This window comes from Streptomyces sp. Edi2 (assembly GCF_040253635.1).
Classification (GTDB): domain Bacteria; phylum Actinomycetota; class Actinomycetes; order Streptomycetales; family Streptomycetaceae; genus Streptomyces.
Genome location: NZ_JBEJGX010000003.1, coordinates 6912493 through 6939147 on the forward strand (window position 1 = coordinate 6912493; position 26655 = coordinate 6939147).

Annotated in this window: 19 protein-coding genes and 2 pseudogenes; 16 read left to right on the forward strand and 5 right to left on the reverse strand. The window is 68.4% G+C overall.

From position 1 onward, the window contains the following. The first annotated feature begins 72 nt into the window (after window positions 1-72). From ABR737_RS33830 to ABR737_RS33860, 7 genes are all read left to right on the forward strand, one after another. The gene (locus ABR737_RS33830) at window positions 73-1491 is read left to right on the forward strand and encodes a DUF6177 family protein (RefSeq protein ID WP_350254746.1); all 1419 of its coding nucleotides are present in this window, start codon (window positions 73-75) and stop codon (window positions 1489-1491) included. A gap of 200 nt (window positions 1492-1691) precedes the next feature. After that, window positions 1692-2024, forward strand: a complete 333-nt coding sequence (locus ABR737_RS33835; RefSeq protein ID WP_350254747.1) for a hypothetical protein — start codon at window positions 1692-1694, stop codon at window positions 2022-2024. Window positions 2025-2072: 48 nt separating this feature from the next. Continuing rightward, window positions 2073-2384 (forward strand): pore-forming ESAT-6 family protein, encoded by a 312-nt coding sequence (locus tag ABR737_RS33840; RefSeq protein WP_350254748.1) that lies wholly within the window; start codon window positions 2073-2075, stop codon window positions 2382-2384. Between the two features lie 125 nt (window positions 2385-2509). After that, on the forward strand, window positions 2510-2962 hold the full coding sequence (locus ABR737_RS33845) for a DUF6507 family protein (RefSeq protein WP_350254749.1): 453 nt from the start codon (window positions 2510-2512) through the stop codon (window positions 2960-2962). Further along, complete coding sequence (locus ABR737_RS33850) at window positions 2959-5757, forward strand: hypothetical protein (RefSeq protein WP_350254751.1); 2799 nt, start codon at window positions 2959-2961, stop codon at window positions 5755-5757. The genes ABR737_RS33845 and ABR737_RS33850 overlap by 4 nt, the downstream gene beginning before the upstream one ends. Window positions 5758-5768: 11 nt before the next feature. After that, window positions 5769-6620 carry an immunity 49 family protein gene (locus tag ABR737_RS33855; protein ID WP_350254753.1) on the forward strand — a complete coding sequence of 284 codons (852 nt, stop codon included), beginning with the start codon at window positions 5769-5771 and terminating at the stop codon, window positions 6618-6620. Between the two features lie 128 nt (window positions 6621-6748). Continuing rightward, the gene (locus ABR737_RS33860) at window positions 6749-7732 is read left to right on the forward strand and encodes a CehA/McbA family metallohydrolase (protein WP_350254754.1); all 984 of its coding nucleotides are present in this window, start codon (window positions 6749-6751) and stop codon (window positions 7730-7732) included. 9 nt (window positions 7733-7741) lie between these two features. Here ABR737_RS33860 and ABR737_RS33865 read toward each other — a convergent pair. The 3 genes and pseudogenes from ABR737_RS33865 to ABR737_RS33875 all read right to left on the reverse strand — a co-directional run. Next, window positions 7742-8550, reverse strand: a protein-coding gene (locus ABR737_RS33865; protein ID WP_350254755.1) for an IS5 family transposase whose coding sequence is annotated in 2 segments (ribosomal slippage) — window positions 7742-8211 and window positions 8211-8550 — 810 coding nt in all. Because the reading frame shifts where the segments join, the coding sequence is not laid out codon by codon here. Window positions 8551-8984: 434 nt separating this feature from the next. Then, window positions 8985-9263 (reverse strand): hypothetical protein, encoded by a 279-nt coding sequence (locus ABR737_RS33870; protein ID WP_350257167.1) that lies wholly within the window; start codon window positions 9261-9263, stop codon window positions 8985-8987. 214 nt (window positions 9264-9477) lie between these two features. After that, window positions 9478-9795 (reverse strand): annotated as a pseudogene (locus ABR737_RS33875) (transposase); the annotation flags it as partial. A gap of 249 nt (window positions 9796-10044) precedes the next feature. Between ABR737_RS33875 and ABR737_RS33880 the strand changes: the two are divergent. Together ABR737_RS33880 and ABR737_RS33885 are read left to right on the forward strand one after the other, a co-directional pair. Next, entirely contained in the window at window positions 10045-10365 is a 321-nt protein-coding gene (locus ABR737_RS33880; RefSeq protein ID WP_350254757.1) for a winged helix-turn-helix transcriptional regulator, read from the forward strand. 1066 nt (window positions 10366-11431) lie between these two features. Next, window positions 11432-13432, forward strand: coding sequence for a recombinase family protein (locus ABR737_RS33885; protein ID WP_350254759.1), 2001 nt, complete (start codon window positions 11432-11434; stop codon window positions 13430-13432). On the opposite strand, the pseudogene ABR737_RS33890 reads toward ABR737_RS33885, so the two are convergent. Next, window positions 13416-13808: pseudogene (locus ABR737_RS33890) on the reverse strand (DEAD/DEAH box helicase); the annotation flags it as partial. The gene ABR737_RS33885 and the pseudogene ABR737_RS33890 sit on opposite strands and share 17 nt — an antisense overlap. Before the next feature lie 752 nt (window positions 13809-14560). Here ABR737_RS33890 and ABR737_RS33895 point away from each other — a divergent pair. The 6 genes from ABR737_RS33895 to ABR737_RS33920 all read left to right on the forward strand — a co-directional run bounded on the left by ABR737_RS33895 (window position 14561) and on the right by ABR737_RS33920 (window position 23614). Next, entirely contained in the window at window positions 14561-15835 is a 1275-nt protein-coding gene (locus ABR737_RS33895) for a DUF4192 domain-containing protein (RefSeq protein ID WP_350257030.1), read from the forward strand. 215 nt (window positions 15836-16050) lie between these two features. Continuing rightward, on the forward strand, window positions 16051-18054 hold the full coding sequence (locus ABR737_RS33900) for a glycogen debranching N-terminal domain-containing protein (RefSeq protein ID WP_350257031.1): 2004 nt from the start codon (window positions 16051-16053) through the stop codon (window positions 18052-18054). A gap of 49 nt (window positions 18055-18103) precedes the next feature. Next, window positions 18104-18868, forward strand: coding sequence for an NUDIX hydrolase (locus ABR737_RS33905; RefSeq protein WP_350254760.1), 765 nt, complete (start codon window positions 18104-18106; stop codon window positions 18866-18868). A gap of 842 nt (window positions 18869-19710) precedes the next feature. Beyond that, window positions 19711-20712, forward strand: coding sequence for a FadR/GntR family transcriptional regulator (locus tag ABR737_RS33910; protein ID WP_350254762.1), 1002 nt, complete (start codon window positions 19711-19713; stop codon window positions 20710-20712). A gap of 397 nt (window positions 20713-21109) precedes the next feature. Next, entirely contained in the window at window positions 21110-22669 is a 1560-nt protein-coding gene (locus tag ABR737_RS33915) for an RNA polymerase sigma factor (RefSeq protein ID WP_350254764.1), read from the forward strand. 135 nt (window positions 22670-22804) lie between these two features. After that, window positions 22805-23614, forward strand: a complete 810-nt coding sequence (locus ABR737_RS33920; protein ID WP_350254766.1) for a serine protease — start codon at window positions 22805-22807, stop codon at window positions 23612-23614. Between the two features lie 125 nt (window positions 23615-23739). On the opposite strand, the gene ABR737_RS33925 is transcribed toward ABR737_RS33920, so the two are convergent. After that, complete coding sequence (locus ABR737_RS33925; RefSeq protein WP_003981845.1) at window positions 23740-23970, reverse strand: DUF7455 domain-containing protein; 231 nt, start codon at window positions 23968-23970, stop codon at window positions 23740-23742. 446 nt (window positions 23971-24416) lie between these two features. Between ABR737_RS33925 and ABR737_RS33930 the strand changes: the two genes are divergently transcribed. After that, on the forward strand, window positions 24417-26537 hold the full coding sequence (locus tag ABR737_RS33930) for a DNA gyrase/topoisomerase IV subunit B (RefSeq protein WP_350254768.1): 2121 nt from the start codon (window positions 24417-24419) through the stop codon (window positions 26535-26537). Window positions 26538-26655: the final 118 nt, after the last annotated feature.

Sequence of the window (26655 nt, forward strand, 5' to 3'; positions counted from 1 at the left end):
TCTCCCGCCCACGCGGACGACGAGACGCACGGCATCCATGCCCCGAACGACAAAGGACCGGACGAGAACAACATGACCAAGGACGTCATCGCCCTCACCCAGCGCATGCCGGACCCGTCGGCGATGCTCGCGGGACTGCTCTCCGGAGGCCCCGACAAGCTGGTGGACACGGCGGGCGAAGGCGCGGTCGTACGACTCTGCGACGCCGAGGGACGCCCCCTCGTCTCCGTCGAAGCACCGCTGCTCGTGCAAGTCGCGGGCGAGGCCGAGCGGCTGCTCGGAGCCACCCCGCCGCCGCTTCCGTACTGGTGGACAGAGGCCCGCGCGACCACTGGTGTGGAAGAAGCCGAGCGGCTCGCGGGCACCTTCGCGGCCCGGCTGGCCGCTTTGGCCGACGGCTCCGCCTGGCCGCCTGAAGCCGCGCGGTCCCTGGCGGTGGTGAAGACCGACGGTGTGAGCGTTGCGCCCACGCCCGCCGCCGCGCAGCCCGCCGTCGACGTCCTCACCGACAAAGTCGCCGTCGTCATCCAGGACCGCCCGGTGGTGGCCATGACGGCCTGGCTCCAGGACGCGTTCCAGACCGCCGCAGACGCAGAGCTGGGCCTCCAGGTCGTCACCCCGCCAGGCACCACGCTCTCCCCGGCCGTACGCGCCAGCCTGAGCAACTGGCCCTCACGCTGGGTCGTGCGCGACGAGCGGGACGGCTACTACGACGGACAGTCCGGAGCTGTCCTGCGCTGGCAGGACGGCACGTTCGCACCGGTAGCGGCGGCCGACACGACCGCAGATGATCCCCGCACCCCAGTAGCCGCCTCCTACCAGGAGGCCACGGACACCGGCGAGCAGCAGCTGGCCATCACCTTCCGCACGATCCACCCCGCAGACGACCGTCTGGTCCTCGGCGGTGCGCTGGAGTCGATATGGCGCGAACTCACCGGTGAGCCCCCGGCGGGGTGGGGAACCGCGGAGCCCGCCAACCTCCCCTGGTCGCCGCGCCAGATGACCGACCTCGCCTACGAGCGGGCGCCCGAGCCGACCTGGTTCGTGGTGGTCGGCAGCCCGGACCGGCCGGGCCTGGCCACAGTGCGCGTCAGCCGTACGAAGGCGGGCGTGGAGGAGTACGTCACGCTGATGTTCGGCTACGGCCACGACGAGAAGCCGCCGGTGGGCTCCCTGCCCAGGGCCGCGGAGGTACTCGCCACCCGCCACCGACTCCTTTCGATGCTCGTCCAGATCCGCAAAGCCCGCCGGGATCTGGCCGTGCCGCCCCGCTTCGAGGGCCCTGGTGTCCCACTCGCCTTCGTGCTCGGCGCGGACGAGGTCCGTAAGATGCCCGGCGACCGCGCCCGGAACACGCCGCTGGCCCAGCCGCCTGTCCCCCTCGGTCCGAAGACCCGCCCTGCGATGTACTACCCGCTTCCTGGGGACCCGTTGGACCTGTCGGGCTGGCAGGACTTCGAACGACTGATGCGGCATCTGAAAGGCGAGTGAGAGCACTTGGACCAGCTGGACCTGCGCGTGGACCTCCCTGCCAAGCACGCTGCAGGCATGGGTAGGTGGGTGGGCTCCTGGCTGTTTTGAGCCGTTGTCAGACCTTGGTCATAGCATCGGTGTTGCGGATTGCACCAATGACTTCGCAGTTGATAGGCATGACCGTACATACGATCGTCAAGTCTGGTGGGGGGATCCCGATGAAGTTCGACATGGGGGCGCAGACGCTCTCGACCCTGAGGTCGAAGTCGCAGGCGTCGAGCACGGAGCTGGGGACGTTGATCCGCCAGCTCATCCAGGCAGCCCAGCCGTTGGAGGGCAAGTTCAACGGATCGGGCAAGGCGGCGTTCGATTCGTTCAAGTCGCACGCGGACGAGATCACGGCATCGTTGAACAGTGCGCTGGCCGCGATTGTGGGCGGACAGTCGGGCATGGAGACGGCATTTGGCTCGGGCGACCAGGAGCAGGCCGACAACGCTCGGTCGCAGATGTCGGCGGCGAACTTCGACGCGGCCCGCTTCTCGGGCCGCTGACGGCCCGATTGCGGCTCAAGTACTCAGATCTCAGGGGGAGTGATTGTGATGGCTGCTGGTAGTGATCGTCGTTCGTACGACTCGGGTGCGTCTGCGGAGGCGCAGGGCAACATCCAGGCGGTGATCGCGCGTCTGGAGCAGGTGATCGCGGCGCGTGATGCGCAGGTGAAGGCGGCGATGTCGGATTTCGCCGCGGATGGTGTCGCGGATGAGTACCACGGCAAGGAACTGCGCTGGAACCGCGCCTCGCAGGAGGTCAGGAGCATCATCCAGCTGCTGAAGACGACGCTGGAGAAGAACGACGGCACCGCGCACCAGACGCTTGCGCGCGCGAAGGCTGCGGTCAACAACATCGGCTGAGCTGGCCTCAGCGCATGGACAGATAAGGCAAGCCTTCGGAGTGCGCGGACGGGTTGCCGGCCGTGGGGACGTCGCCGCACGGGTCGCGGCGGCGGTGCAAGAAGTGTGTACGCAGGGGGGCGTTCATGGCGTCATGGGACATTCAGCCGCAGGGAGTGCAGGGCCAGTTGAAGGTCGTCGGCACGCATGCCGAAGATCTGGGGAAAGTCCTCAACACACTGCTCTCTGACATGCAGGAAGTGGCTCAGGCAGCGGGTACGGCCGTGCCGGGCACGAGCGCCATGACGCCGATGCGCGGGCCGATGACCCCGGCGGGCAAGCCGTTGGGGCCGGTGGCCCCCGAATTGTTGTCACACAAGGCAACGGGTCCGGTCGCCGCGGCGCTGGTCGAGTACGTAACGAAGCGCAAGCCGCGCATGAAGGCAATGGCCGATCGCTGCCAGGCCGCTGTCCTGGGGGCTGCCAAAGCCACCAATGAGTATGTCCAGGGCGATCTGGAGGCGGCCAAGAACGCACAGACCGCCGCCCACGGGGTGCGGCTGGATGCTCTCAAGGACTTCGGGGGGAAGAAGAAGTGAGCGGCGGACCGGTCGACCCGGCCGATGTACCGGTCTTCACCGGTGATCTGGACGTTCTGGAAGCCAAGACGAAGGCGCTGTCCCGCGGCGGCTCCAAGGTCCAAACCGCTGGCTCGGACGTCCACAAGTCCTTCGGCGGGCTGGCCGCCTTCTACAAGGCGCCCGAGGCGGAGCAGCTGTTCGGCGTCACCAAGCCGGTGGAGCGCACGGCACACGACCTGAGTGACGACATGCATGTCATCGCCGGGGCTCTGAGCACCTACGCCCGTGAGATCAGGCCACTGATCCACCGGCTGAAGCAGCTCAAGCAGGAAGCCGCCGATTTCCGCGACAACGAGGCCGCCGAAGATGACTGGAGCGAAGACGGCGACCTGACCGAGGAGAACCTCAATCGCCGCAACAAGATCGCCGAGGTCTGGGCCGCGTTCCAGGAAGCCGAACGCGACTGCCACGCCAAGATCGTCGCGCTGGTAGGCGGCAAGGCACTCCACACGATCGATGCCTCCCACAAGAAGGGATACGGCTACGACGCCGAAGCCCTCAAGGCATCCAAGAGCCTTCCCTGGGGCGACGCGGTCGAAGAATCCGTTCCCTGGTGGCAGGTGTGGGAGCACGCCTACGACTTCGGCAAAGGCTTCATCGTCGACGGCGTGGGGGGCACCATCGACGGCATTTACACCCTGTTCGGCGGGCACGGCGGAGACGCCGCCGGCCAAGCCTGGCTCGGTCTGGCCAAGCTCTCCACCGCAGTGACGATCACCACCACGCCCGGTTTGAACGTCGCCTACTGGATGGCGCCAGGGAAGATGCTCCCCTCCTGGCTGCGGGACTCGCGTACCGCAGTGCGGGATACCGGCAAAGCTCTTGTGGCCTGGGACCAGTGGGAAACCAACGGCTCCCGAGCCGCCGGCGCGGTCACCTTCAACATCGTGACTGCCGTCTTCACACGCGGTGGCGGTGCCGCCGTGGAGGGCGCGGGCAAGGCGGGCGCGCTGGCCAAGGGACTGTCCGTCGTCAGCAAGGTGGGCAGCGCCGTCGACCCGATGACCTACGTCATCAAGGGCGCAGGCGCGGGCCTGTCGAAGGTCGGCGACGTGATGGCCCACCTCAAGGGCCTCGGCCACGTCGAGACCCCGAAGATCTCCGAGGGCGCCTACAGCCTGCCCGAGGGCGCCGCCAAGATGCCGGACGGCACGATCCAGCTGCCCAAGGACGCCGCCATCCCGGAAGGGGCGACCAAACTCCCAGACGGCAGAATCAAGCTGCCCGAAGGCACGGTCACCCTCCCCGCGCACACGGTGAAGGACCCCTTCACGGGGAACTACACGGACGCCGCCGGCCACCTCTACAGCAAGGACGACGGCAGCCTCCTCCAGGACGCCAAGGACGCCCCCAAGGGCAAGCCCGCCCAACCCGCCTCGGGCGCGGACAGCCCGCGAATCGAGTCCCCGGCCCGCCAGGAACAGCGGGTTCCGGCTGGCGTCGGCGGACGGGGCGACGACTTCACACGCGTCGGCTCGGACATCTCCGACCCAGTGCGCACCGCGGACAACCTCCCGGCCGGCAACCCCGACACGACTGCAGGCGGCGCCGCGGGCCACGCTGCTGGTGGCCGCTCGGGCGACCACATGCCCACGAACGAGCTGGACAACGCCTCCCGCGGCGGTCGTGATAGCACGCCGCACACGGGCGGCAGCCGCCCGGACGCCCCGTCAACTGCCGACCATGCCCCTGGCACTAGCCATTCAGACGGTCCGTCGACAGGCGCCACCCACACCGACGGCCCAGGCACGAGCGGTGGCCACCACGAGCCCCCGCCCACGGGCGGCGTCCATCCGGGCGGCCAGGACGGCACGGCCCACGGCGCGGACAACGCGGCACACCGCGCAGAGTACGAGGCTGCCTGCGAGAAGCCGGCCGACGAGCGGACACCCGCAGAACGGGCTGCGATCACCCGCGAGCACGTTCGGCTCGCCAACGAGGATCCGGTCTGGCGCGCGGAGCACTACGACAAGTGGGGGCCCGGCTATCGCAACAGTGCCGAAGCGATGGTCGACGGCCAGCTCCTGCCGAAGCTCGTAGAGAAGCCGGGTGGCGGCTGGATGGCCGCCGACGAACTGCCCTCCGCGAACCCGGAGAAGTACCACCTCGACGACCTCAGACGGGGCCGGGACACGGTTGGTACGCAAGGCCACCTCAACCATCTCGATGACGTTTCGGCGAAGCGCGTAGCGGGCATGGACCTGACCAGCGCTGAAAGGGCCTACGAGAACCACCCGACCGATGAGAACGCGCAGGCACTGGCCGATGCGCAGGAGCAATTCAACAAGACGGTCGGCGAGGGCGTCTCCAACAACACCAAGCTTGGCGAAGCCCTCGGCGAGGAGGCCGCACGCCAGCACATGCTCCTGCAGAAGGAGTTCGGAGGCGCTCACGAGGTCACCGACCTGCCCGAGACGCCCAACGGCTCGAAGAGGTTCGACCAGCTCTGGCGTGACAAGGAAGGTAACCTCATCATCGTCGAGGCGAAGGGCCCGAACGCGCGACTGGACTGGCGCCAGGGCAACGGCGCGCTCGACAGGGGCACCATGGTGAAGCAGGGAACCATCGAGTACGTCCGCACTATCTGTGCCGATATGGAGCAGCGCGCCTTGGCGTCGCCGAAAGACGCCCAATACGCCAAGGAGATCAGAGCGGCTATCGAGAACAAGACCCTGCGCTACGTGCTCGTCCAGGCCACCGAGAACACCGGTAAGTATGCTGGCGCAGCGCTTAAGCATTTCAAGATCTTCTAAGGAGAAACGCGTTGGTCTCGAGCATCACCCGCCACCCCTTTCCCACAGGGAACGCGGAAGACGGCCTCGCTGTGCTCCAGGAGAACGCGCAGGAACTGATCGACGGTCTAGAGGCGGGCACCGCCAATCTGGGCGATGCTCTGGGCACCACGCTCACGCTGGCCGAGGCGCACTGCCTGATGGACCCACGGGCCGCGATCTTCCCCACATGGGACGCTTGGGTGAACGCGATGCAGGTCAGCTCCGCCCTGTTCGCCGCCGCGACCACGACCGACGAGCACGTGCAGTGCCGCATCGCACACAAGGACCGCACGCTCCGGGCCACCGGCCCGCAGTGGTATGTGCACCCGGGATCCTGGCTTAGCGCCTTCTATCTGGCGGTGGTGTGCCGGGAGAAGGACAGGATCACGGCCCTGTGCCGGGTGCCGCTGTCTCTGCTGAGGGAGAACGGCTCACGCTTCGGAGAGTACGACTACGCCTGGATCGACACCCTCCAGACTTATTGGCTCGGAGGCCAGGACCTCGTCCCGAAGCTGGTGGCCGCGGTCGACGCCACTGCCCCGGAAGCCGTCGACGACCCCGAGACGGTCGGCAAACTGCTGTACCCCCCAATGGAGATGTTCCACCGCTTCATCCGTAAGGACCAGGACGGCTTCAACAAGGCGCTGGACAACGCCCTCCAGTGGCACAAGCAGTACTGGAGCCAGGAGGAGCGAGCCCTCCAGATCTCGGGCCTCGTCGCCCTTGCCCCCCTCGCTATGGCCTGCATCGCCCACGACGCGGGCATGCCCATCGAGGTCGAGTCCGAGTACCTGCCCGCCGTCCTCATCAAGCGCAACTGGTGCGGAGAGTTCCCCACTTAGTGATCGTTTCAGAATGAGATCGTGATCTCGACTTCTCGGCGACGTAGATCTCGTTGATGCCACGGAACCGGTTGCTCTGCTTGCACGTTGCCTCGACAGGTCTATGAGAGGGAAGAGCCTTGTCGAGCTTGAGCTTCCCGCCGGTGCGGGCGGTCGGACGTGGGGCGACCTGGTACCGGGGCGACAGCCATATCCACTCCGTGCGCTCGGCCGGAGGAGAACTCACTCCGGAAGAGTTGGCGCTCCGAGCCCGCGCTGCCGGGCTCGACTTCATCGCGACGACAGAGCACAAAGCTGCTGCGGAACCCGGTGCATGGGGGCATCTGGCCGCCGATGACTTCTTGATTGTTCTCGGCCAGGAAGTGACCACGAAGACCGGGCACTGGCTCGCGCTCGGCCTTCGTCCCGGCCAGGCCGTCGACTGGAACTACGGGGTCAGAGACGGACTGATCGATCAGTGTCTGGACCAGGTCCATCGGGTGAGGGGCCTGTGCGTGGTGGCGCACCCGCATGCGCCCTATCCATCGGGCGACTTCATGTACTCCTTCCAGGGCTTCGATGTGGTGGAGGTATGGAACGGGCCATGGACTTCGGACCAGCCCTGGCAGGCTGACAACGAGGTCGCCCTGGCCGAATGGGGGCGGAGCCTCGCAGCCGACATTCAGACGGGTTCGTGGCGGCCGGCGATGGGCAACAGCGACACGCACTTGGAGGGGCAGATCGGCATCCCTCACACGGTGGTCTTCGCCGAGGAGTTGAGCACGGAGGCGATCCTGGCGGGGATCCGCTCGGGCCGGAGCTGGATCGCCGAGTCGGCAGCCGTGGAGGTGTCGTTCACGGCCCATTTTGAGGGCCGCATCGCCGGAGTGGGAGAGCGACTCACAACGCATGGTGGCCAAGTCGAGGTCCGCGCAGCGGTGCAGGGCGTGCCGGCGGCGACCGTCAGCTTCCACACCGATCGAGGGAAGGTTCACCGCGCGGCCGTTCCGGGTGATGGAGCAGGTGTGGTGCAGTGGTACACGACGGCGGAGGACGCGGCGTTCGTCCGCATCGAGGTCCGCCATCCCGACGGGACCGTCGCCGCACTCACCAATCCGATCATCCTGTTCTGACTGATCGCTTCATTGTGCGGTGCGCAGGCGACGGAGACAGATGAGGCTGCAGGCCAGTTCGAGCAGGCCCTGGTGGAGGTCGGCGCGTCGTTCATAGCGGATCCGAAGTCGCTTGAACTGGTGCAGCCAGGCGAAGGCGCGCTCCACCACCCAACGCACCTTGCCCAGCCCGGAACCGTGAGCGACGCCGCGTCGGGCGATCAGCGGCTTGATGCCGCGCTTCCACAGCAGCCGGCGGTACTTGTCGAAGTCGTAGCCCCGGTCGGCGTACAGGCGCCGCGGCTTGCGGCGAGGGCGCCCCCGCATGCCTCGGATCGCTGGGACCGCATCCAGCAGCGGCAGGAGCTGGGTGACGTCGTGGCGGTTGCCGCCCGTGAGCGTGACGGCGAGCGGGGTGCCGTGGCGGTCGACGATCAAGTGATGCTTGGAGCCGGGACGGGCGCGGTCGACGGGCGAGGGGCCGACGTGGTCCCCCCTTTGAGCGCCCGGACGTGTGACCCGTCCACAGCACAGTCGTCCAAGTCCAACAGGTCAGCGCGGCGCAACTCGGCCAGCAGCGCGGCGTGCAGACGCGGCCACACGCCGGCCTCGGTCCAGTCCCTCAGTCGGCGCCAAGCCGTCACGCCGGAGCAGCCCACAGTCTCCGCAGGGACATCGCGCCAGGCGACACCGGTCCGCAGCACATACAAGACGCCGGCGAGTGCCGCCCGGTCCGGAACACGCAGCCGCCCCGGGAAACGGTGGCGCCGCTCGGGAGCAGGCGGCAGTAGCGGTGCCACCCGCTCCCACAAATCGTCCGGAACAAGATCAGTACGCACCCGGACACCCTGCCGAGCAAGATCGTCCAGCACAAGTCCTGCCGCTCAGCTCATTCTGAAACGATCAGTTAGGCAAGCAGACCCCTGGCGGCGACGTGGTCGACAACACGATCCCCGGCGCTGGCGGCCACCTGAGCGAAGCTACCCTTCTCGGGCGTAGCCGACGACACCTTGACCCGCAAGGAACGGTGCCGTACCTCGGGCCGACCGTGGCGTTCGCACCAGTGATATTCCGCCCGGTACTACAGCCGTGAGTTGCGAAGTCTTTCACTGCGGTCGCGGGTGGTGTAGTGGCAGCGTTGGGCGCGGGCCTGGTGGGTGCGGCGCCAGAGGGACTGGGCCACGATGAGAGCGGCCGGGGCGGGCGGGTGCGGGGGCCCGGGCCAGGCGGTTGAGGAGCCGGCGGATCTCTTCGGCGGTGTAGCGGATCAGCTTTACAACGCGTCGGACGGGGTCCCCTTTTCGGGCCCGCTGGGCTGCTCCGCGGAGGCACTCGTCGTCGCGGGCTCGGGTTCTTGGTGCTCTGCGGTGTGGGTGGCGGTGATGGTCAGGACGGTCGCCCAGCGCAGGCCCATCACACGGGCGATCTCGCTGATCTTGGTGCCGGTGCGGGCGTGCACTGCGAAGTAGGCGACCTTGCTCGGGTCGGCGATGGAGCAGTGGATCAGTAGCAGGTGGGTGTAGCCGCGGCGGGGGTCGGCAGTCGACACCACCGGGCCAGGTCACCTCGGCCAAGGCCCAGTCGTAGCGCCGCTGGCCCTTGGAGCCCCTCCCGAAAGAGTGACGCTCGAAGACCAGCGGGACCTGAGCGGCCAGGACGTCGACCCGCAGCGAACGGGTCCCGGGCGTGGAGACGGTCTCGGCCACGAGGGCCGCCATGACATAAGGGATGCGGCGGCGTTCGAGCGCGGCGCGGAGCTTGCGGTCCCGGCCATAGGCGCCGTCGGCAGCCACCCAGCCGAAGGGGATCTTGGCTCGGCGGCACCGCTCGACCATCCGCCGGCCCAGCTCCGGCTTTGTGACGACCTCCATGGCCCGCTGACGCGGGATTCTCGCCGTCGTGCACCGGGCGCCTTCCTCGATCCAGCTGGCCGGCACGTACAGTTCCGCTCGGTACATCACCTGCCGCAAAGTCGTCCGCGATCTGCAAACCGCATCCGGCGCTTCGAAACGACCGCAGCCAGAGCCTGAGCCGCCACCTTTCACGGCCCTCAGCGAGCCCGTCGCAATCTCTTGATCTGGCATTCGCCCACGGCAGACGAGATAGAGCCCCAAGGGACTGGAACCCCCTCCGGAACCATGTCAACGTACAACGTCCCGGAAAACGCCAGGTCAGCGAGGGGACGCGGGGATCCGGGTCGACCACCAGCAGGTCGGCCGTGACGGCAGCCCGTACGTCTGCGCTGGTCGGTCTCGTCGCCGAGGCCCCGACCTAAGGAGTCCCACCTGTCGAATGTCGCTCTCCGATCCGCCTGCTTCACTGCCCCCGTCCTCTTGGCGCTCGGCGCCCTGAACGCGTGGACCGCACAGCAGCGTGACGACTACGGCGCCCTCTCCACGGCACTGTGCCTCTGCGTCTCTGCTGCCGGACTGTTCGGCGAGGACCTGGCGCAACGCGGCTACCGCCGCGACCGAGCCGTCCTCGCGCACATCGCGGTGCATCCCGGAGCTGCAACTCGCCACGTCGCCCGAGCCGTCGGCGCCTCCGACCGTCGTGTGGCCCGCAACCTGGACCGCCTCACCGACGATGGACTGCTGGTGCTCGTCACCGACGGGGCGACCCCCGCGCTCCGGTCCTACCGGCTGGCCTCCTGACCGAGGCCGAAACGGGACGAGGAGTAGGCGCTCGTCGTGCAGGGCGATACATAGCAGACGATCCCCGGTTACCGAAACCGGGGATCGTGCAGAGTATTGATGGTGTTCGCATTTCGGCTGTGCTTGGCGGTGGAGTCGTGGCGGACGCAGTAGGCAGTGCCGCAAAGACCAAAGAAGTAATGAGCGGATCCCGCCTGCTGCTGCCCTGAAATCCGCAGCGCCTATTCGCTATAGACGGCGATGCCCTTTGCCGAGTCGGCGTGGGCTCCTGGCTTTATCGATCCCGCTCTGTAGCCCAGCGCGCTCCCTGAGGTCCGGTCCTGCGCCCGGCCAGTTTTGTGTAGGGGCGGCTGCTGCTGAGCTTGTAGCCGTGTTGTCGTGGGGGCTGACAACTTGAGGGCCTATCGGCTGGTGTCGTGGCCGGCAACCGAGGACAGATCCCGGCCGGGCGCGAGCGGAACATAGCCGACGATCGCCGGTTGGCCAAACCGGCGATCGTGACGACCATTGAGGGTGTTCGCAGGCGGCTGTGCTTGGCGGTGGAGCCGTAGCGGACGCAGTGGGTAGTGCCGCAAAGACGCAAGGAGGACATGAGCGGCTCCCGCCTGCAGCTTCCCTGAGGTCTGCAGCGCCTGTTCGCCGAAATGCAGCGATGCCTCCGTCGAATCGGCGAGGGACTAGGCGTTGTTGATCCCCTCTGTCGCCCCGCGCTCCTTCGCAAGGAACACCACCTCATGTGCCGAACCGTGATACCCCCTGCCCCTTTTCGCCCCGGGCTGGCGGGCGCGTCCATCTTGCTCGCCAACTCCGCGTCTATCCGCAATCGCGAGGTGGCGCGATGGCAGTAGCGGTTCGATTGAGTCCCGACCGAGAAGCGTTCAAGGCAGCAGACGGCACAGAGTGTTCGGATCTGCCCGAGCCCCTACTGAAGTGCCGACTTCCCCCGGGCGCCTATCGCCGTGTATTGGAGATCCTCTTCGAACCTCACGCTGTAGAATGACCATCACATGGACGACCCCGGCGGTGTGCTACCACCCCGGGGTCTCGCCAGTCTTGGGGGAATGACATGTCGAAGAATCTCATAAGGGCCATCACAACCGCACGTCGAGCAACCACCGCCAGGCTCCGCGCCGTCGACTACCTCCGCGTCAGCACTGAGGAGCAAGTAAAGGGTTATGGGATCACCTACACCGGCAAGCGAACCAAGAAGCACATAGCCAACAAGGGGTGGGACCACGTCGGCACCTACGCCGACGAAGGCTTCAGCGGAAGCCTCGAAGCCCACGAGCGCCCCGACCTCAACCGCCTCATGCAAGAGGCCCGGCAGGTCCCCCGCCCCTTCGACGTCGTCTGCGTGCCCGAAGAGCGCGCCATCGGCCGCGCCGGACGAGCATTCTGGCCGTGGGTTTGGGAACTCGAAGACCTCGGCGTCTTCGTCGCCATCGTAAAGGGCGACTACGACAACACAACCCCCGACGGCCGCTCGCGGATGCGCAAAGCAGCCGACCGCGCCGAAGATGAGCGCGAGGTCATCCGTGAGAGGACCCAAGGCGGACTCCAGGAAAAGGCTGAGGACGGCGGCTACATCGGCGGCAAGGTCCCCTACGGCTACCGAGTCATCAACAAGGGGATCAAGGGAGAGTCACACCTCGTCATCGATGACTGCGCAGACTGCCACTCAGATTGCACCACAAAGCACGAAGCGGACTCCCTCAGAAAAGGCCGCAAGCGATTCGTCGAATCGCGCGACTGGGAAGACGTCGCCATCGTGATGAATGCCGCTGGCTACCGAAAGCGCAATGGAGAGCCGTGGAGCTACCACTCTGCGCGGCAGCAGATCCTAAGTGACATCGTTGTGGAAGCCCGCCAGGTCTTCCGTGGCTCGCGCTACGTACAGCGCGACGCCGACGGCAACCCCATCTACGGAGAACCCGTCGTCATCAAGCTCGACCCGATCTTCACCCCAGAAGAAGTCACGGAACTAAAGAACGCCAACAAGAAACCTCCCCGCAAGCCGTCGACATCTCGCATCTATACCCTCAGCGGTCAGATCGTCAGCCCCTGCGGAAAGCGCTATGTCGGAGGAGGAAAGGGACGCCGCGAAAAACAGTACCGCTGCCAAGGCCGGATCGCCGCGTACCCGGGTGCTCCCACGTGCGACTGTGCATCCCTGCGAGCCGAGCCTGTCGAGGAAGAGGCGTGGAAGAAGATTAAGGGACTTCTCGGTGACCTGGACCAGCTGAAGGCAATGGCCGACGACTGGATTGGCGTTCGCTCGGGAACCCGAGTCAACTTCACCGAGCGCATTGCCGAACTGGACAAGCAGATCGCCACCCAGAAGAAGGCGGTCAACATCACCATCAGTATGACGGCCAAGCAGATCGCAATGGAGGACGAAGAGCTCTCGGAGGAGGAAGCCGAGAAGCGGGTCGCTGAAGTGGTCGCCCCACTTCAGCAAGAGCTGGCCAAGCTCCAGAAGGACCGCTCCGACATCGCCTCCTGGCAGAAAGAGTCCGACGCCGCCGGCGAACGGATCACACAGCTCATCAACCTCGCCAATATGGCCAAACGTCGGCTGCACGACATGCCTCTGGAGAAGCAGCACGAATTCATGGTCCTGATCGAATCCGAAGTGACCATCATCGGAGACGCTCCGCAAGGCCGAAAAGGCCAGCCCTGCGCTCTCGCCGCTTGGTTCTCCGAGCGAGGGCTGGAAGTTCCCCTACTGACCGACGAAAAATGGGAGAAGGTCGCCCCGCTCGTCGACTGGAAGTCGCGAAACCTTGCCCCCCGCACGGTACTAGCGGGAATCCTCTACAAGGTGCGGACCGACACCCCGTGGAAGAACGTCCCCTCGTTGTTCGGCAGCCCGGCGACGCTCCAGACCTACTGGACGCGGTGGAGGAAGTCAGGCTTCTGGGAGCACGCGATGAAGGCCCTTGCCCAGGAGCGCAGCACGCCCCTCCCGGCTCCGCTGCCCCCAAAGATCAAGCTGCGGTGTCTGATCGAGCCCGAGACAATTCTGGAGTCCGAATGCCGCTCATGCGAGTCAGCCGCTCGGGGCTGACCAGCAGGACATCCACGTCGCCCGCTGCCACCTCCGCCTGGACGGTGTCCCACTCCTCGGTGTTGGCAGAGTTGATCGTGCGGGCACGGATTCCCGCCCGCGCGGCTGCCTCGACCTGATTGCGCATCAGCGCGAGCAGCGGGGAGACGATCACGGTCGGTCCGCTGCCGCGCTCGCGCAGCAGCGCCGTCGCGACGAAATAGACCGCGGACTTGCCCCAGCCCGTGCGCTGGACGACCAGCGCACGGCGATGGTCGGCGACCAGTGCCTCGATCGCTCGCCACTGATCCTCGCGCAGCCTGGCCTCGCCGCCGGGATCCCCGACGAGGCGGGTCAGGACGGCGTCGGCTGCGGCACGCAGATCTTCGTTGCTCATGCCCCCATGCAACCCGATGCCACTGACAACGCGCGAACGCCCGCCCGAAGCTGTGGATAACCTCGCCGCCCGAGAGTTATCCACAGGGGTCGCGGCGCAGCGGCCGGCCGCGGGATCTTCGAGCCATGAATCCGCACAGCGAACCGAGCAAGCGCATCGGCGACATCCACTCGACCCCCGCGTCCGCAGACCCCTCCGCCGCGAACCCCTCGACCCCTCCGCTCCCTCCGCGCGCGCCGGAGCCACAGGCCCCCACCGACCCGGCAGGCGCATCCGCAACCTCCGGCCCGACGGCGCCTACCGACCCGACCAGCGCATCCGCAACCTCCGGCCCGACGGCGCCTACCGACCCGACCAGCGCATCCGCAACCTCCGGCCCGACGGCGCCTACCGACCCGACCAGCGCATCCGCAACCTCCGGCCCGACGGCGCCTACCGACCCGACCAGCGCATCCGCAACCTCCGGCCCGACGGCGCCCACCGACCCGACCAGCGCATCCGCAACCTCCGGCCCCACGGACCCCACCGACCCGGTCGCCCCCACCGAATCTGGCGGCCGGGCGGCTCCCGCGGAATCCACCAGCCCTTCCAACCTCTCCACCCCTTCCACCCCCTCCGACCCCATCGTCATCTCGCCCCCGTCCAACCGCACCGACTCCACGGCCCCGTCCACCCCGTCCCGCCCCTCCCACTCCTCCGCCCCTGCCGATTCCGACGCACTCAAGGCCCCGTCCGCCGATGCCCAGGTCACCCTGCGCGGCCCCGCCGAGCTCGCCGACGCCCTGCCGTATTTGATGGGCTTCTATCCGGACGACAGCATCGTCATGGTGGCCCTGAACGGCGAACGCGGACGCTTCGGCGGCCGGGTCAGGATCGGCATCCCGACCGACACCGCGCAGTGGCCGGACGTCGCCGACCAGCTCGCCGAGTGCCTGATCTCCGCAGGCCAGGAGCGTGATACCCGCCCCGCGGCGATCATCGTCTACCTCTGCCAAGAGCCGGCGGCGGCGGAGAGCGGCAAGGACGTCAAAGACCGCCTCCGCCCGCTCGCCCAGCGGCTGCGCACCGCCTGCGGCACGCTCGACGTACCGGTTCTCGAAGCCCTGTGCCTCTCCAGCGGCCGCTTCTGGTCCTACTGCTGCCCTGACTTCCGGTGCTGCCCCGCGGAGGGCACACCCATGGTCATGCCGGGCACGTCCGTGATGGCTGCGGCTGCCGCCTACGCGGGAATGCAGGTGCGCGGCTCCCTCAAGGAGATGGAGGCGAGGCTCACGCCCCGTACCGGGCCGCGCGCCGTGGAACAGGAGAAGGTATTGGACGCGGCCGCCGGCGCGCTGGTTCCGCGCATGCTCCGGCGGGACGGTGCAACGGCCGTCCGCCGGGACACCCTCGACCTGGCCGGCGCCATGATCCACCGCTTCCGTCAGGACACCCCCTCGGGCAGCAACCGGGCCAGGGACGCCTGTGACGACGCGCTGATCACCGATGCCGAGGCCGCCGATCTCATCCTCGGCCTCCAGGACCGGGTCACCCGCGACCGGGCAGCGGAGTGGATGGACGGCTCCGCCGCAGCGCCGGCCCTTCGGCTCTGGCGTGCCCTCGCCCGCCGCTGCGCCGGCGGCTATGTCGAACACGCGGTGGCACCCCTCACCCTTGCCGGCTGGGTCTGCTGGTCCACCGAGGACGGGCCCTCGGCGCGCGTCGCCCTCAGCTGCGCCTTGGCCCTCGACCCCGACTACACCTTCGCCCAACTGCTGCACCGCGCCATCAACGAAGGCCTCGACCCGGAGCCACTGCGCCGCTGCCTGCGTGAGCAGCACCGAGAGGCGGTGAGCGCAGCCGCTCCCGCTGCCCCGGCGCCCTCCGCCAAGAAGACGCCGCAGTCCACGAAGCGCCCTGGTCCGAGCCGGCCCGGACCGGGCGCCCGCCCCCGCGGACCGCGCGGCGGCACGGGCCCCGGCACCCGTACGACCGACGGGCGTGGCAGGCGCCGGGCCGGCCGGGACGGCGACCGGAGCCGGCGGTGACCGTGCCGTTGTGGCCCGGCCGGCGTGACCTGTGCGCCGGCCGGGCCGTTCACCCGAGTGGAGCAATCCGTACGGAGCCCCGACCTCATCAGGGAGCGCACCACGTGCCAGGCATCGTCCCCACTACCCGGCCGGCCCACCGGCTCCCCGGCGAGCGGCGACCGCCGTCGCCCCGGGCCCCGCAGCCCCAACCCGTCCACTCCTCACTCGTCTGCGTGGCCCTCCCGGCCCTTGCCGTGTCCCCGGCGTCGGGGCAGCTGACCGGACGCGGCATGGACGGCTTCTACCGCGACGGCCGACGGGTTCTGTCCCGCTGCGAACTGCGGGTCGCCGGTGACGAACCACTCGTCGTCCAAGGGCGGTTGACCGGCGCCGGCCGGGCCCGGTTCATCGGGACGATCCGCAGGGCCGGAGAGCGGGGGCCGGACCCGGAGATCCGCGTGGAGCGGCTGCGATCCGCCGACGGCACCGAGCAGATCACGTTCCACAGCAGTGCCACCCGGCCCGTCCAGCTGGCGGTCGAGATCCGGCTGGGCACGGACCTCGCGGAGCTCGGAGCCATTGCCGTCGGCCTCCCGGGCCCCGAACTGCGGGCCATCGTCCACGGTGCCGGGCTCCGCTGGTCCGGGACCGGTGTGCACGCCGTGGCGTCCGCGACGCCCTCGCCCGAGGACGTGCTGGCCTCGGCGGGTCTGCTGCGCTGGGCACTCGACCTGCCGCCCGGTGGCCACCGCAGTATCGAACTGCGCACCTCACTGGAGTACGAGCCGGGCAGACCTGGCGGAACCCTGGACGACAACAGGCGTGCCGCCGACGCCCGCATCCCCGCACCGCGCACGGGGCCAATCGTCCGGCGAGCGCGTAGCGACCGGTCACCGGTCCCCTGGACGTCGGCCCGGCTGGAGTGCGACGACCGCCGGGCCGACGCCCTCATGGCGAGCAGCCTCGACGATCTCCACGGCCTGGTGATGCGTGACCCGGCCGCCGCCACGGACAGATACGTCGCCGGCGGATTCCCGTGGCGCTGTGGCCTGGCGCCGGTCGAGGCGCTGTGGACCGCCCGGATGCTGCTGCCCCTGGGCACAAAACTCGCCGCGGGCACGCTGCGCGTGCTCGCCCGTAGCCAACAAGCCGCGCCAGGAGCGGATTTCGGCCGGATTCCCGGCGCTCTGCGGGACGCCGGACCGCACTCCCCGCCGAGCTGCACCGGCATCGAGGCAACCCTTCTGTTCCCCGCCGTTCTCGCGGAGGCCTGCCGCTGGGGCCTGCCCCCGCGGGAGGCGGAGCAGCTGTTGCCCGCCGCGGAGCGTTGCCTGACGTGGCTGAGGAGGATCACCGACCCATCGGGCGCGGGCCGCAGCGGCTACGTCCCCGATCCCGTCCCCGGCGGACCGTACCGCTGCGAGACCCAGGCCCATGCCCATCGCGCCGCTCTTCTGGGCGCCGATCTCCTCGATGCCTCCCGGCCGTCCGACGCAGCGGCCCTGCGCGACTGGGCAGCCGACCTGCGCACCCGGTTCCGCACGGACTTCTGGCTGGAGGACCCGGCCGGCGGCCGCCCCGCCGCTCTGCTCACCGCAGACGGCCGACCCGTCCCGCACTTCGGCTCCAGCACGGCCCACGTCCTCGACACCGGACTGCTCGGTGGCGGGACTGCGGCCCCCGGCCTGCTGGACGCAGCACAGACGGACCAGCTGGCCGGGCTGCTGTCCGGCCCGGCCATGGACTCGGGGTGGGGCCTGCGCGGGCTGAGCACCAAGGAGTGCGGCTACAACCCCTTCGGCCACCGCACCGGCGCGGTCCGTGTCCACGAGACGGCGGTCGCCGTCGCCGGCCTGGCCGCAGCAGGACACGAGCAACCAGCGGGCACCCTGATCAAAGGAGTGCTAGACGCCGCGGAGAGCTTCGGGTACCGCCTCCCCGAGATGTACGCAGGCGAGCAGCGCACCGCGGGCGGCGCCCCCGTACCGCATCCGGCGGCCTGTCGTCCCGCTGCCGTGGCGGCGGGCGGCGCGGTCCACATACTCGTCACACTCGCGGGCCTGCGCCCGGACGTTCCCGCCGGGACGGTGTCCGTGCGGCCGCTCGGGACCGCCCCGCTCGGCGCGATGCAGCTCACCGGTCTGTGTGTCGCCGAGCAGCCGTTCGGCGTGCGGATCAGCAGACTCGGCATGGGGATGGTGGAGACGGCGGCAGAGGGCCTGCAACTGGGGTCGTGAGGTGCTCCGGGGCCTGTTTATCGTCAAGCGGACGACTATGATCACGCCCATGCCTCCCTACGACCCGTCGGCCTTCCCGCCCTTCGCCGTCACCGTCGATCTGGTCGTGCTCACCGTGCGCCGCCACGCCCTGTGCGCGCTGGCCGTGCGCCGCGGTGAGCCGCCGTTCCAGGGCCGCTGGGCGCTGCCCGGCGGATTCGTCCGGGACGATGAGGACCTTGAGGCCGCGGCCGCCCGGGAGCTCGCCGAGGAGACCGGTCTGCACGCCCAGTCCTCGGCCGGCCCGTCCCCCGTGTACGGCGCACACCTCGAACAGCTTGCCACCTACGGCGACCCCAAACGGGACCCCCGGATGCGGGTCGTCAGTGTCGCGCACCTGGTACTCGCCCCCGACCTGCCCGCGCCCACGGCCGGCGGCGACGCCCACAGCGCGCGCTGGGCGCCCGTGGAGACTCTTCTGGAACAGGACGACTCCCTCTCCCGCGAGGGCGAGCTTGCGGCTCCGCTGGCCTTCGACCACGCTCGGATCCTCGCCGACGGAGTGGAGCGCGCCCGCTCGAAGATCGAATACTCCTCGCTCGCCACCGCCTTCTGCCCGCCGGAGTTCACCGTGGGTGAGCTGCGCCGGGTGTACGAGGCGGTCTGGGCCGTCGCCCTGGATCCCCGTAATTTCCACCGCAAGGTGACCGGTACCCCAGGATTCCTGGTGCCCACAGGCGGCACGACGACGCGTCAGGGCGGCCGTCCCGCACAGTTGTTCCGAGCCGGTGGGGCGACGCTGCTCAATCCGCCGATGCTGCGCCCCGAGGTCTGAGCCCGGACAGCGTTCACGCACCGCGGGGCTGAATTTCACCCCCAGTGACACGATAGACCACCGAAGTGACTCAATTGCGAGAAAATAGGATATATAGCGGTACTGTGGCCGAGTGAGTCCATTCATGTCCCAGGAAGTGCCTGACCGGCCTCACGCTCCGTCAGTGGTGCGGTGCCTCGCGCCGCCGGGCCGTCCGGCGGACTTCGCGGCCGGCGTCCGTCCCCGGTCGGCGCCTCGGTTCGCGCAGCGCTGTCCCCCCGTGCCGCCGCCCCGTTAGCCTCCCGCAGCGGGCCCGGGCGGTGACCGCGCGTCCCGCGGCTGTCCGCCCATCCGGTGATCCGGTGCACCTCTCCGCTCCCCGGCTTCGACACGGCATCCGAGGGTTCCGCGATTGCCCTTATGGCATGTGCCGCGTCGAGTGCCCTGTTCTCGCCGCCAGTTGAACGGGGTCGCCGAACGGCTGGGTCCAGGCCGGATTGTTGACCTTCGATGCATTTCGTTCCGTCACAACGGGGATTGCCGACAGGGTTGGTCACGGTCCTTAACAGGGGATGCGATCTGCCGACCGGCGGCCGCGTCAAGCACCCCTTCGCAATTGACCAAGACGCACCTGTTCGTGATGTGGTTCGCGCCCCAACCCGTAGGCAGCGCAGCGGTGTTGACGACAACCGGCCTGGTCTGCAGGTATGTGCTCCCAGTGCTGTGCGGTTTCTTTCGCTGATCGGGTAAGGCATATATTTCGGCGCCCTGTTGTTGCGGCTGTTGTCCACAACTCGCCATGGAGGGCGCATTTCTTTCCGATAAAGCGTCAATTCGGGGATGGGGGGCGATCACCCTTTCGTGTGCTTTTCACCAAAGACCTCAAGGGTGTTCAGGGTGTCGCCGACAAAAGATGCGTGAGTACCCTTGCGCACACCATGATGACCGCGGCTCGCCCCGGCGACACCGGCCTCGCAGGCCCGGGCGAGCTTGACCGCTACCCCTACGCGAACGCCGCCAACGCCGCGAACGCCAACAACGCAGCCGGCCATGACCGTGCCGAGCGCGTTTCGCAGGTCTGGGACGGCCCCGAGGCCGACATCGGCCGGGTCGGCCGTCGCGCCGCCGGCAGCCGTGGCCGCGGCCTGCACGGTCAACTCGTCCAGCAGCTCGGCCAGATGATCGTCTCCGGGGATCTCGGCGCCGACCGTCCGCTCGTCCCCGAGGAGATCGGCCAGCGCTTCGAGGTCTCCCGCACCGTCGTCCGCGAGTCGCTGCGAGTCCTCGAGGCCAAGGGCCTCGTCAGCGCTCGCCCGAACGTGGGCACCCGGGTGCGCCCGGTCAGCGACTGGAACCTCCTCGACCCCGACATCATCGAATGGCGGGCCTACGGACCTCAGCGTGACGACCAGCGCCGTGAGCTCGGCGAGCTGCGCTGGACGATCGAGCCCCTCGCCGCCCGGCTCGCCGCCGGCCACGGCCGTGAGGACATCCAGCAGCGGCTGGCCGACATGGTCGAGATCATGGGGCACTCCGCGGCCCAGGGCGACACCATGACCTTCTCCCGCGCCGACGCCGAGTTCCACTCGCTGCTGCTGCAGCTCGCCGGCAACCGCATGCTCGAGCACCTCTCGGGCATCGTCTCCGCCGCCCTGCACGTCTCCGGCGGCCCCGGTGGCGGCTGTGAGCGGCCGGTCGAGACCTCCGTGGGGCAGCACATGCGGGTCGTCGACGCCATCGGCACGGGCGACGCCACGGCAGCCGAATCCGCGATGCGCCAGCTCCTCGCCGCCCATGGCGAGGTCGGCGGCCAGGGCTCCGGGACGCCCGTGGATCATGTCGTCCCCGCGCCCCGCGAGCACTGAAAGCCCGTACCCGGCCGTGCACGGACCGTAGGCGCCGCGCGGCCCCGTGCCCTGCGCGCCCCTCGGGGCAGCGCATGCCGTACGCGGCGAGACGCAGAGATATCGCCGGATCCGCGTCACCGACCGGATCCGGCGACAGGTCTTGGGAGGATTGCATGTCATATGACTGGGAATGGGTCGTTATGGGGTGTGACTCGGGCCACGCAGTTTGGGCGTAACGCTCTTCCGGGAAGCGCGATGACTTAAGAGGTGATAGCCGAGGAGGGAATACGAGCGGCGTTCGTGACGCTGTTCAACTCCCCGGTTGCCCCTGCGCCGTCGGTCCATCCCCACCGGCGGTCGTCGGCTCCGATCCACATTGGACGGGGTCGGAAGCCGTTTCCATCGTTCCGAGAGGTTGTTCGTGTCGGCCAGCACATCCCGTACGCTCCCGCCGGAGATCGCCGAGTCCGAGTCTGTGATGGCGCTCATCGAGCGGGGAAAGGCAGATGGGCAGATCGCCGGCGATGACGTGCGTCGGGCCTTCGAGGCTGACCAGATTCCGCCAACCCAGTGGAAGAACGTTCTGCGCAGCCTCAACCAGATCCTCGACGAGGAGGGTGTGACGCTGATGGTCAGTGCCGCAGAGGCGCCCAAGCGCACCCGCAAGAGCGTCGCAGCGAAGAGTCCGGCGAAGCGCACCGCCACCAAGACCGTCGCGGCCAAGGCTGCCACGGTCAAGAAGACCACCGCCGCCGCGGCCCCCGCCCATGTGGCGGACCCGTCGGCCGATGAGTCCGAGTCCGCGCCTGCGAAGAAGGCAGCGGCGAAGAAGGCGACCGCCAAGAAGACGGTCGCGAAGAAGGCCACGGCCAAGAAGGCCACCGCCAAGAAGACCGCGTCCAAGAAGGACGTCGACGAGTTGCTCGACGAGGAGGCGACCGAGGAGGCCCCGGCGCCCGGCAAGGGCGACGCTCCCGAGGCCGCCGAGGGCGCGGAGAACGCCGGCTTCGTCCTGTCCGACGACGACGAGGACGACGCCCCGGCACAGCAGGTCGCCGCGGCCGGCGCCACCGCCGACCCGGTCAAGGACTACCTCAAGCAGATCGGTAAGGTCCCGCTCCTCAACGCCGAGCAGGAAGTGGAGCTCGCCAAGCGCATCGAGGCGGGTCTGTTCGCCGAGGACAAGCTGGCGAACTCCGACAAGCTCGCACCCAAGCTCAAGCGCGAGCTGGAGATCATCGCCGAGGACGGCCGCCGGGCGAAGAACCACCTCCTGGAGGCCAACCTCCGTCTGGTCGTCTCCCTGGCCAAGCGGTACACGGGCCGCGGCATGCTGTTCCTGGACCTGATCCAGGAGGGCAACCTCGGGCTGATCCGTGCGGTCGAGAAGTTCGACTACACCAAGGGCTACAAGTTCTCGACCTACGCCACGTGGTGGATCCGTCAGGCCATCACCCGGGCCATGGCCGACCAGGCCCGTACGATCCGTATCCCCGTCCACATGGTCGAGGTCATCAACAAGCTCGCGCGCGTCCAGCGCCAGATGCTCCAGGACCTGGGCCGCGAGCCCACCCCGGAGGAGCTGGCCAAGGAGCTCGACATGACCCCTGAAAAGGTCATCGAGGTCCAGAAGTACGGCCGCGAGCCGATCTCGCTGCACACGCCGCTGGGCGAGGACGGCGACAGCGAGTTCGGTGACCTCATCGAGGACTCCGAGGCGGTCGTCCCGGCCGACGCGGTCAGCTTCACGCTTCTGCAGGAGCAGCTGCACTCGGTTCTGGACACCCTCTCCGAGCGTGAGGCCGGCGTCGTGTCCATGCGCTTCGGTCTCACCGACGGCCAGCCCAAGACGCTGGACGAGATCGGCAAGGTCTACGGCGTCACGCGTGAGCGGATCCGTCAGATCGAGTCGAAGACGATGTCGAAGCTGCGTCACCCGTCGCGTTCCCAGGTGCTGCGCGACTACCTCGACTAGTCCGGCTGCCCAAGAGCGCCACGAGCCCGGTCACTCCTCGCTGGAGTGGCCGGGCTCGCGTTTGTCCGGGGTGCGCCGGGCCGCCGTTTGGGTCACTCTGGGTGTGCGCGCACTGTCCCAGAGTCAGGAGTCCGAATGCGCCCGACCGCACACGCCGCCCTCGGCGCCCTCGCGCTGGTCCTGGCCCTGCCGGCGTCGGCGGCTGCGGACGAGTCGGTGATCGGCGGTAAGCCCGCAGCGCTGTCACAGAGCCCCTGGGCGGTGGCGCTGGCCTCTCATGAGCGCTTCGGGGCCCAGCGCTCCGGGCAGTTCTGCGGCGGTGTGCTCGTCGGGCACTCGACGGTGGTGACGGCGGCGCACTGTCTGAGCAAGGAGGTGCTGGGCGTCCCCTGGCGGGAAGTGCGGGACCTGAGGATCGTCGTCGGACGCGACAAGATCGGCGGTGGCGGCGGTCAGGAACTCAAGCCGGCGAAGGTCTGGGTCAACCCGCGCTATGACAGCTACACCAACGACGGTGACATGGCCGTCCTCACGCTGGACAAGCCGGTTCCGAACCGGCCTATCCCGATGGCGGGACGGCAGGACAGCGCCTACCGGGCAGGCAATGCGGCCACGGTCTACGGCTGGGGGGACACCACGGGCGGAGGCAGCTACGCGTCACAGCTGCGCGCGGCACACGTCACCGTGCTGCCCGATGCGGTCTGTGCGCGGGCGTATCCGGGCAGTGCCGACGGTACGTACAAGGCGCGGACGATGCTGTGCGCAGGGGCGCCGCGCGGCGGCCACGACGCCTGCCAGGGCGACAGCGGCGGGCCGCTGGTCGTGCGCGGACGGCTGGTGGGCCTGGTGTCGTGGGGGACCGGCTGTGGACGGCCGGGCAGTCCCGGGGTCTATACGCGCGCCTCGGCGATTCTCCCGGCGGTGTCCGCGAACGGGGCCGGCTGACCGGGGCGGAGGGAGGCTGACGGGCATGCGTGCGCGTACGAGTGCGGGCGGTGTCCCCGGTGGTGTCGGGGAACCGCCCGCGATACGGCGCTGGGCCGCTGCTCGCTCGTCGTGGATGCGAAGTGTCAGCGTTCCTCATCGGACGCGGACGCCGGAGAAGCGGTCAGCCGCTCCGTCTCGTCCTGTATTTCCGCGGCGATCTTCTTGAGTTCTGGCTCGAACTTGCGACCGTGGTGGGCGCAGAAGAGCAGTTCTCCGCCGGACATCAGGACGACGCGCAGGTATGCCTGGGCGCCGCAGCGGTCGCAGCGGTCAGCGGCCGTCAGCGGGCTCGCGGGTGTCAGAACAGTAGTCACGTCGCCTCTTCTCTAGCTCGACGAGCTGTCGTACCAGGGTCAACATCCAACCAGGCCGAAAACGTTCCCGCTCGTGCCTTTTCCTCGAAAAAATTCTCGGAGGGGGCCGGGTGCTGCCGGGTGGCGGCGAATGAGCCGTATTGCGTGGTGGTCTGATTCACGTTGGTTGTTGGATCTGTTGTCCTCCCGGCTGGCTTGCCGGTTGTTGATGAGGACGTGCCCGGAGCCTAAATGGTTCATGCCTCGAAGGGAACGTGATGTGCACGTCACTCGGACGTCACCCCATCGAGGGATCGAACGTACGAGCGAAATTCTACTACCATGGGCATGCTTACGGGTGGCGTCACATCGGCTCTACCAGGCCTCGGTACCCTCTGACGGGCGACACCGCCACAACCGAGTCCGCGGAATGCGGGCTGCCAGAAATTCAGCGAGGAGCGAACCGCGTGACCGCCGAGATGTCCGTGCCGTCCACCGCAGTGCTGACCGGGGCAGACCGGGACGGTTCCAACTACACCGCGCGGCATCTGCTCGTCCTCGAGGGGCTCGAAGCCGTCCGGAAGCGCCCCGGTATGTATATCGGCTCGACGGACAGCCGCGGCCTGATGCACTGCCTGTGGGAGATCATCGACAACTCCGTCGACGAAGCCCTGGGCGGCTACTGCGACCACATCGAGGTGATCCTTCACGACGACGGGTCGGTGGAGGTCAGGGACAACGGCCGCGGCATCCCCGTGGACGTCGAGCCCAAGACCGGCCTCAGCGGCGTCGAGGTCGTGATGACCAAACTGCACGCCGGCGGAAAGTTCGGCGGCGGCTCCTACGCGGCCTCCGGCGGTCTGCACGGCGTCGGCGCCTCGGTCGTCAACGCCCTCTCCGCCCGGCTCGACGTCGAGGTGGACCGCAGCAGCAAGACACACTCGATCAGCTTCCGCCGCGGCGTCCCGGGCATTTTCACCGAATCGGGCCCCGATGCCCCCTTCGACCCGGGCAACGGCCTGCTCAAGGGCAAGCGGATCGCCAAGACGAAGACCGGCACCCGGGTGCGCTACTGGGCCGACCGGCAGATTTTCCTCAAGGACGCCAGGCTCTCCCTGGAGACGCTGCACGCCCGCGCCCGTCAGACCGCGTTCCTCGTACCCGGCCTGACCCTGGTCGTCCGTGACGAGCGGGGCATCGACGGCGCCGGCAAGAGAGAAGAGACGTTCCGCTACGACGGCGGCATCAGTGAGTTCTGTGAGTACCTCGCGCAGGACAAGGCCGTCTGCGACGTGCTCCGGCTGACCGGCCAGGGCACCTTCAAGGAGACCGTGCCGGTCCTCGACGACCGCGGGCACATGACACCCACCGAGGTCACCCGGGAACTGGGCGTCGACATCGCGCTGCGCTGGGGCACCGGCTACGACGTGACGCTCAAGTCCTTCGTCAACATCATCGCGACACCCAAGGGCGGCACCCACGTCTCCGGCTTCGAGCGGTCGGTCGCCAAGACGGTCAACGAGGTGCTGCGCTCGAGCAAGCTGCTGCGCGTCGCCGAGGACGACGTCAACAAGGACGACGCCATGGAGGGCCTCACCGCCGTCGTGACCGTACGGCTCGCGGAGCCGCAGTTCGAGGGCCAGACCAAGGAGGTGCTCGGCACCTCCGCCGCCTCGCGGATCGTCGCCCAGGTGGTGAGCAAGGAACTCAAGGCGTTCCTCACCTCCACCAAGCGGGACGACAAGCAGCAGGCCCGCGCCGTCATGGAGAAGATCGTCGCCGCGGCCCGGACGCGCATCGCCGCCCGTCAGCACAAGGAGGCCCAGCGGCGGAAGACGGCGCTGGAGTCCTCCTCGTTGCCGGCCAAGCTCGCGGACTGCCGCAGTGACGACGTCGACCGCAGCGAACTCTTCATCGTCGAGGGCGACTCGGCGCTGGGCACCGCAAAACTGGCCCGGAACTCGGAATTCCAGGCGCTGCTGCCGATCCGCGGCAAGATCCTGAATGTCCAGAAGTCATCGGTTTCGGACATGCTCAAGAATGCCGAGTGCGGCTCCATCATCCAGGTCATAGGGGCCGGATCCGGTCGCACCTTCGACATCGACACCGCGCGCTACGGCAAGGTCATCTTCCTGGCCGACGCGGACGTCGACGGGGCGCACATCCGCTGTCTGCTGCTGACGCTCTTCCAGCGCTACATGCGGCCCATGGTCGAGCAGGGCCGGGTCTTCTCCGCCGTCCCGCCGCTGCACCGGGTCGAACTGATCAACCCCAAAAAGGGCCAGGAAAAGTACATCTACACCTACTCGGACAACGAGCTGCGCCAGACGCTGCTCGAGCTCCAGCGCAAGAAGGTGCGCTACAAGGACAGCATCCAGCGCTACAAGGGCCTGGGTGAGATGGACGCCGACCAGCTCGCCGAAACGACCATGGACCCGCGCCACCGCACCCTGCGCCGCATCAACATCAGCGATCTCGAAGCGGCGGAGAAGGCCTTCGACCTCCTGATGGGCAACGAAGTCGCCCCCCGTAAGGAGTTCATCACCAACTCCGCGTCCACTCTGGACCGTTCGCGCATCGATACCTGACCGGGCCGCAGCTTCCGACGGGCGCCTCTCCACCCCTGGGTGGATGGGCGCCCGTGGCATTTCCACCCGGCCCCCACCCAGGCTCCGATCCGGTCGTCGATACCGCTCAGTAGCGTCG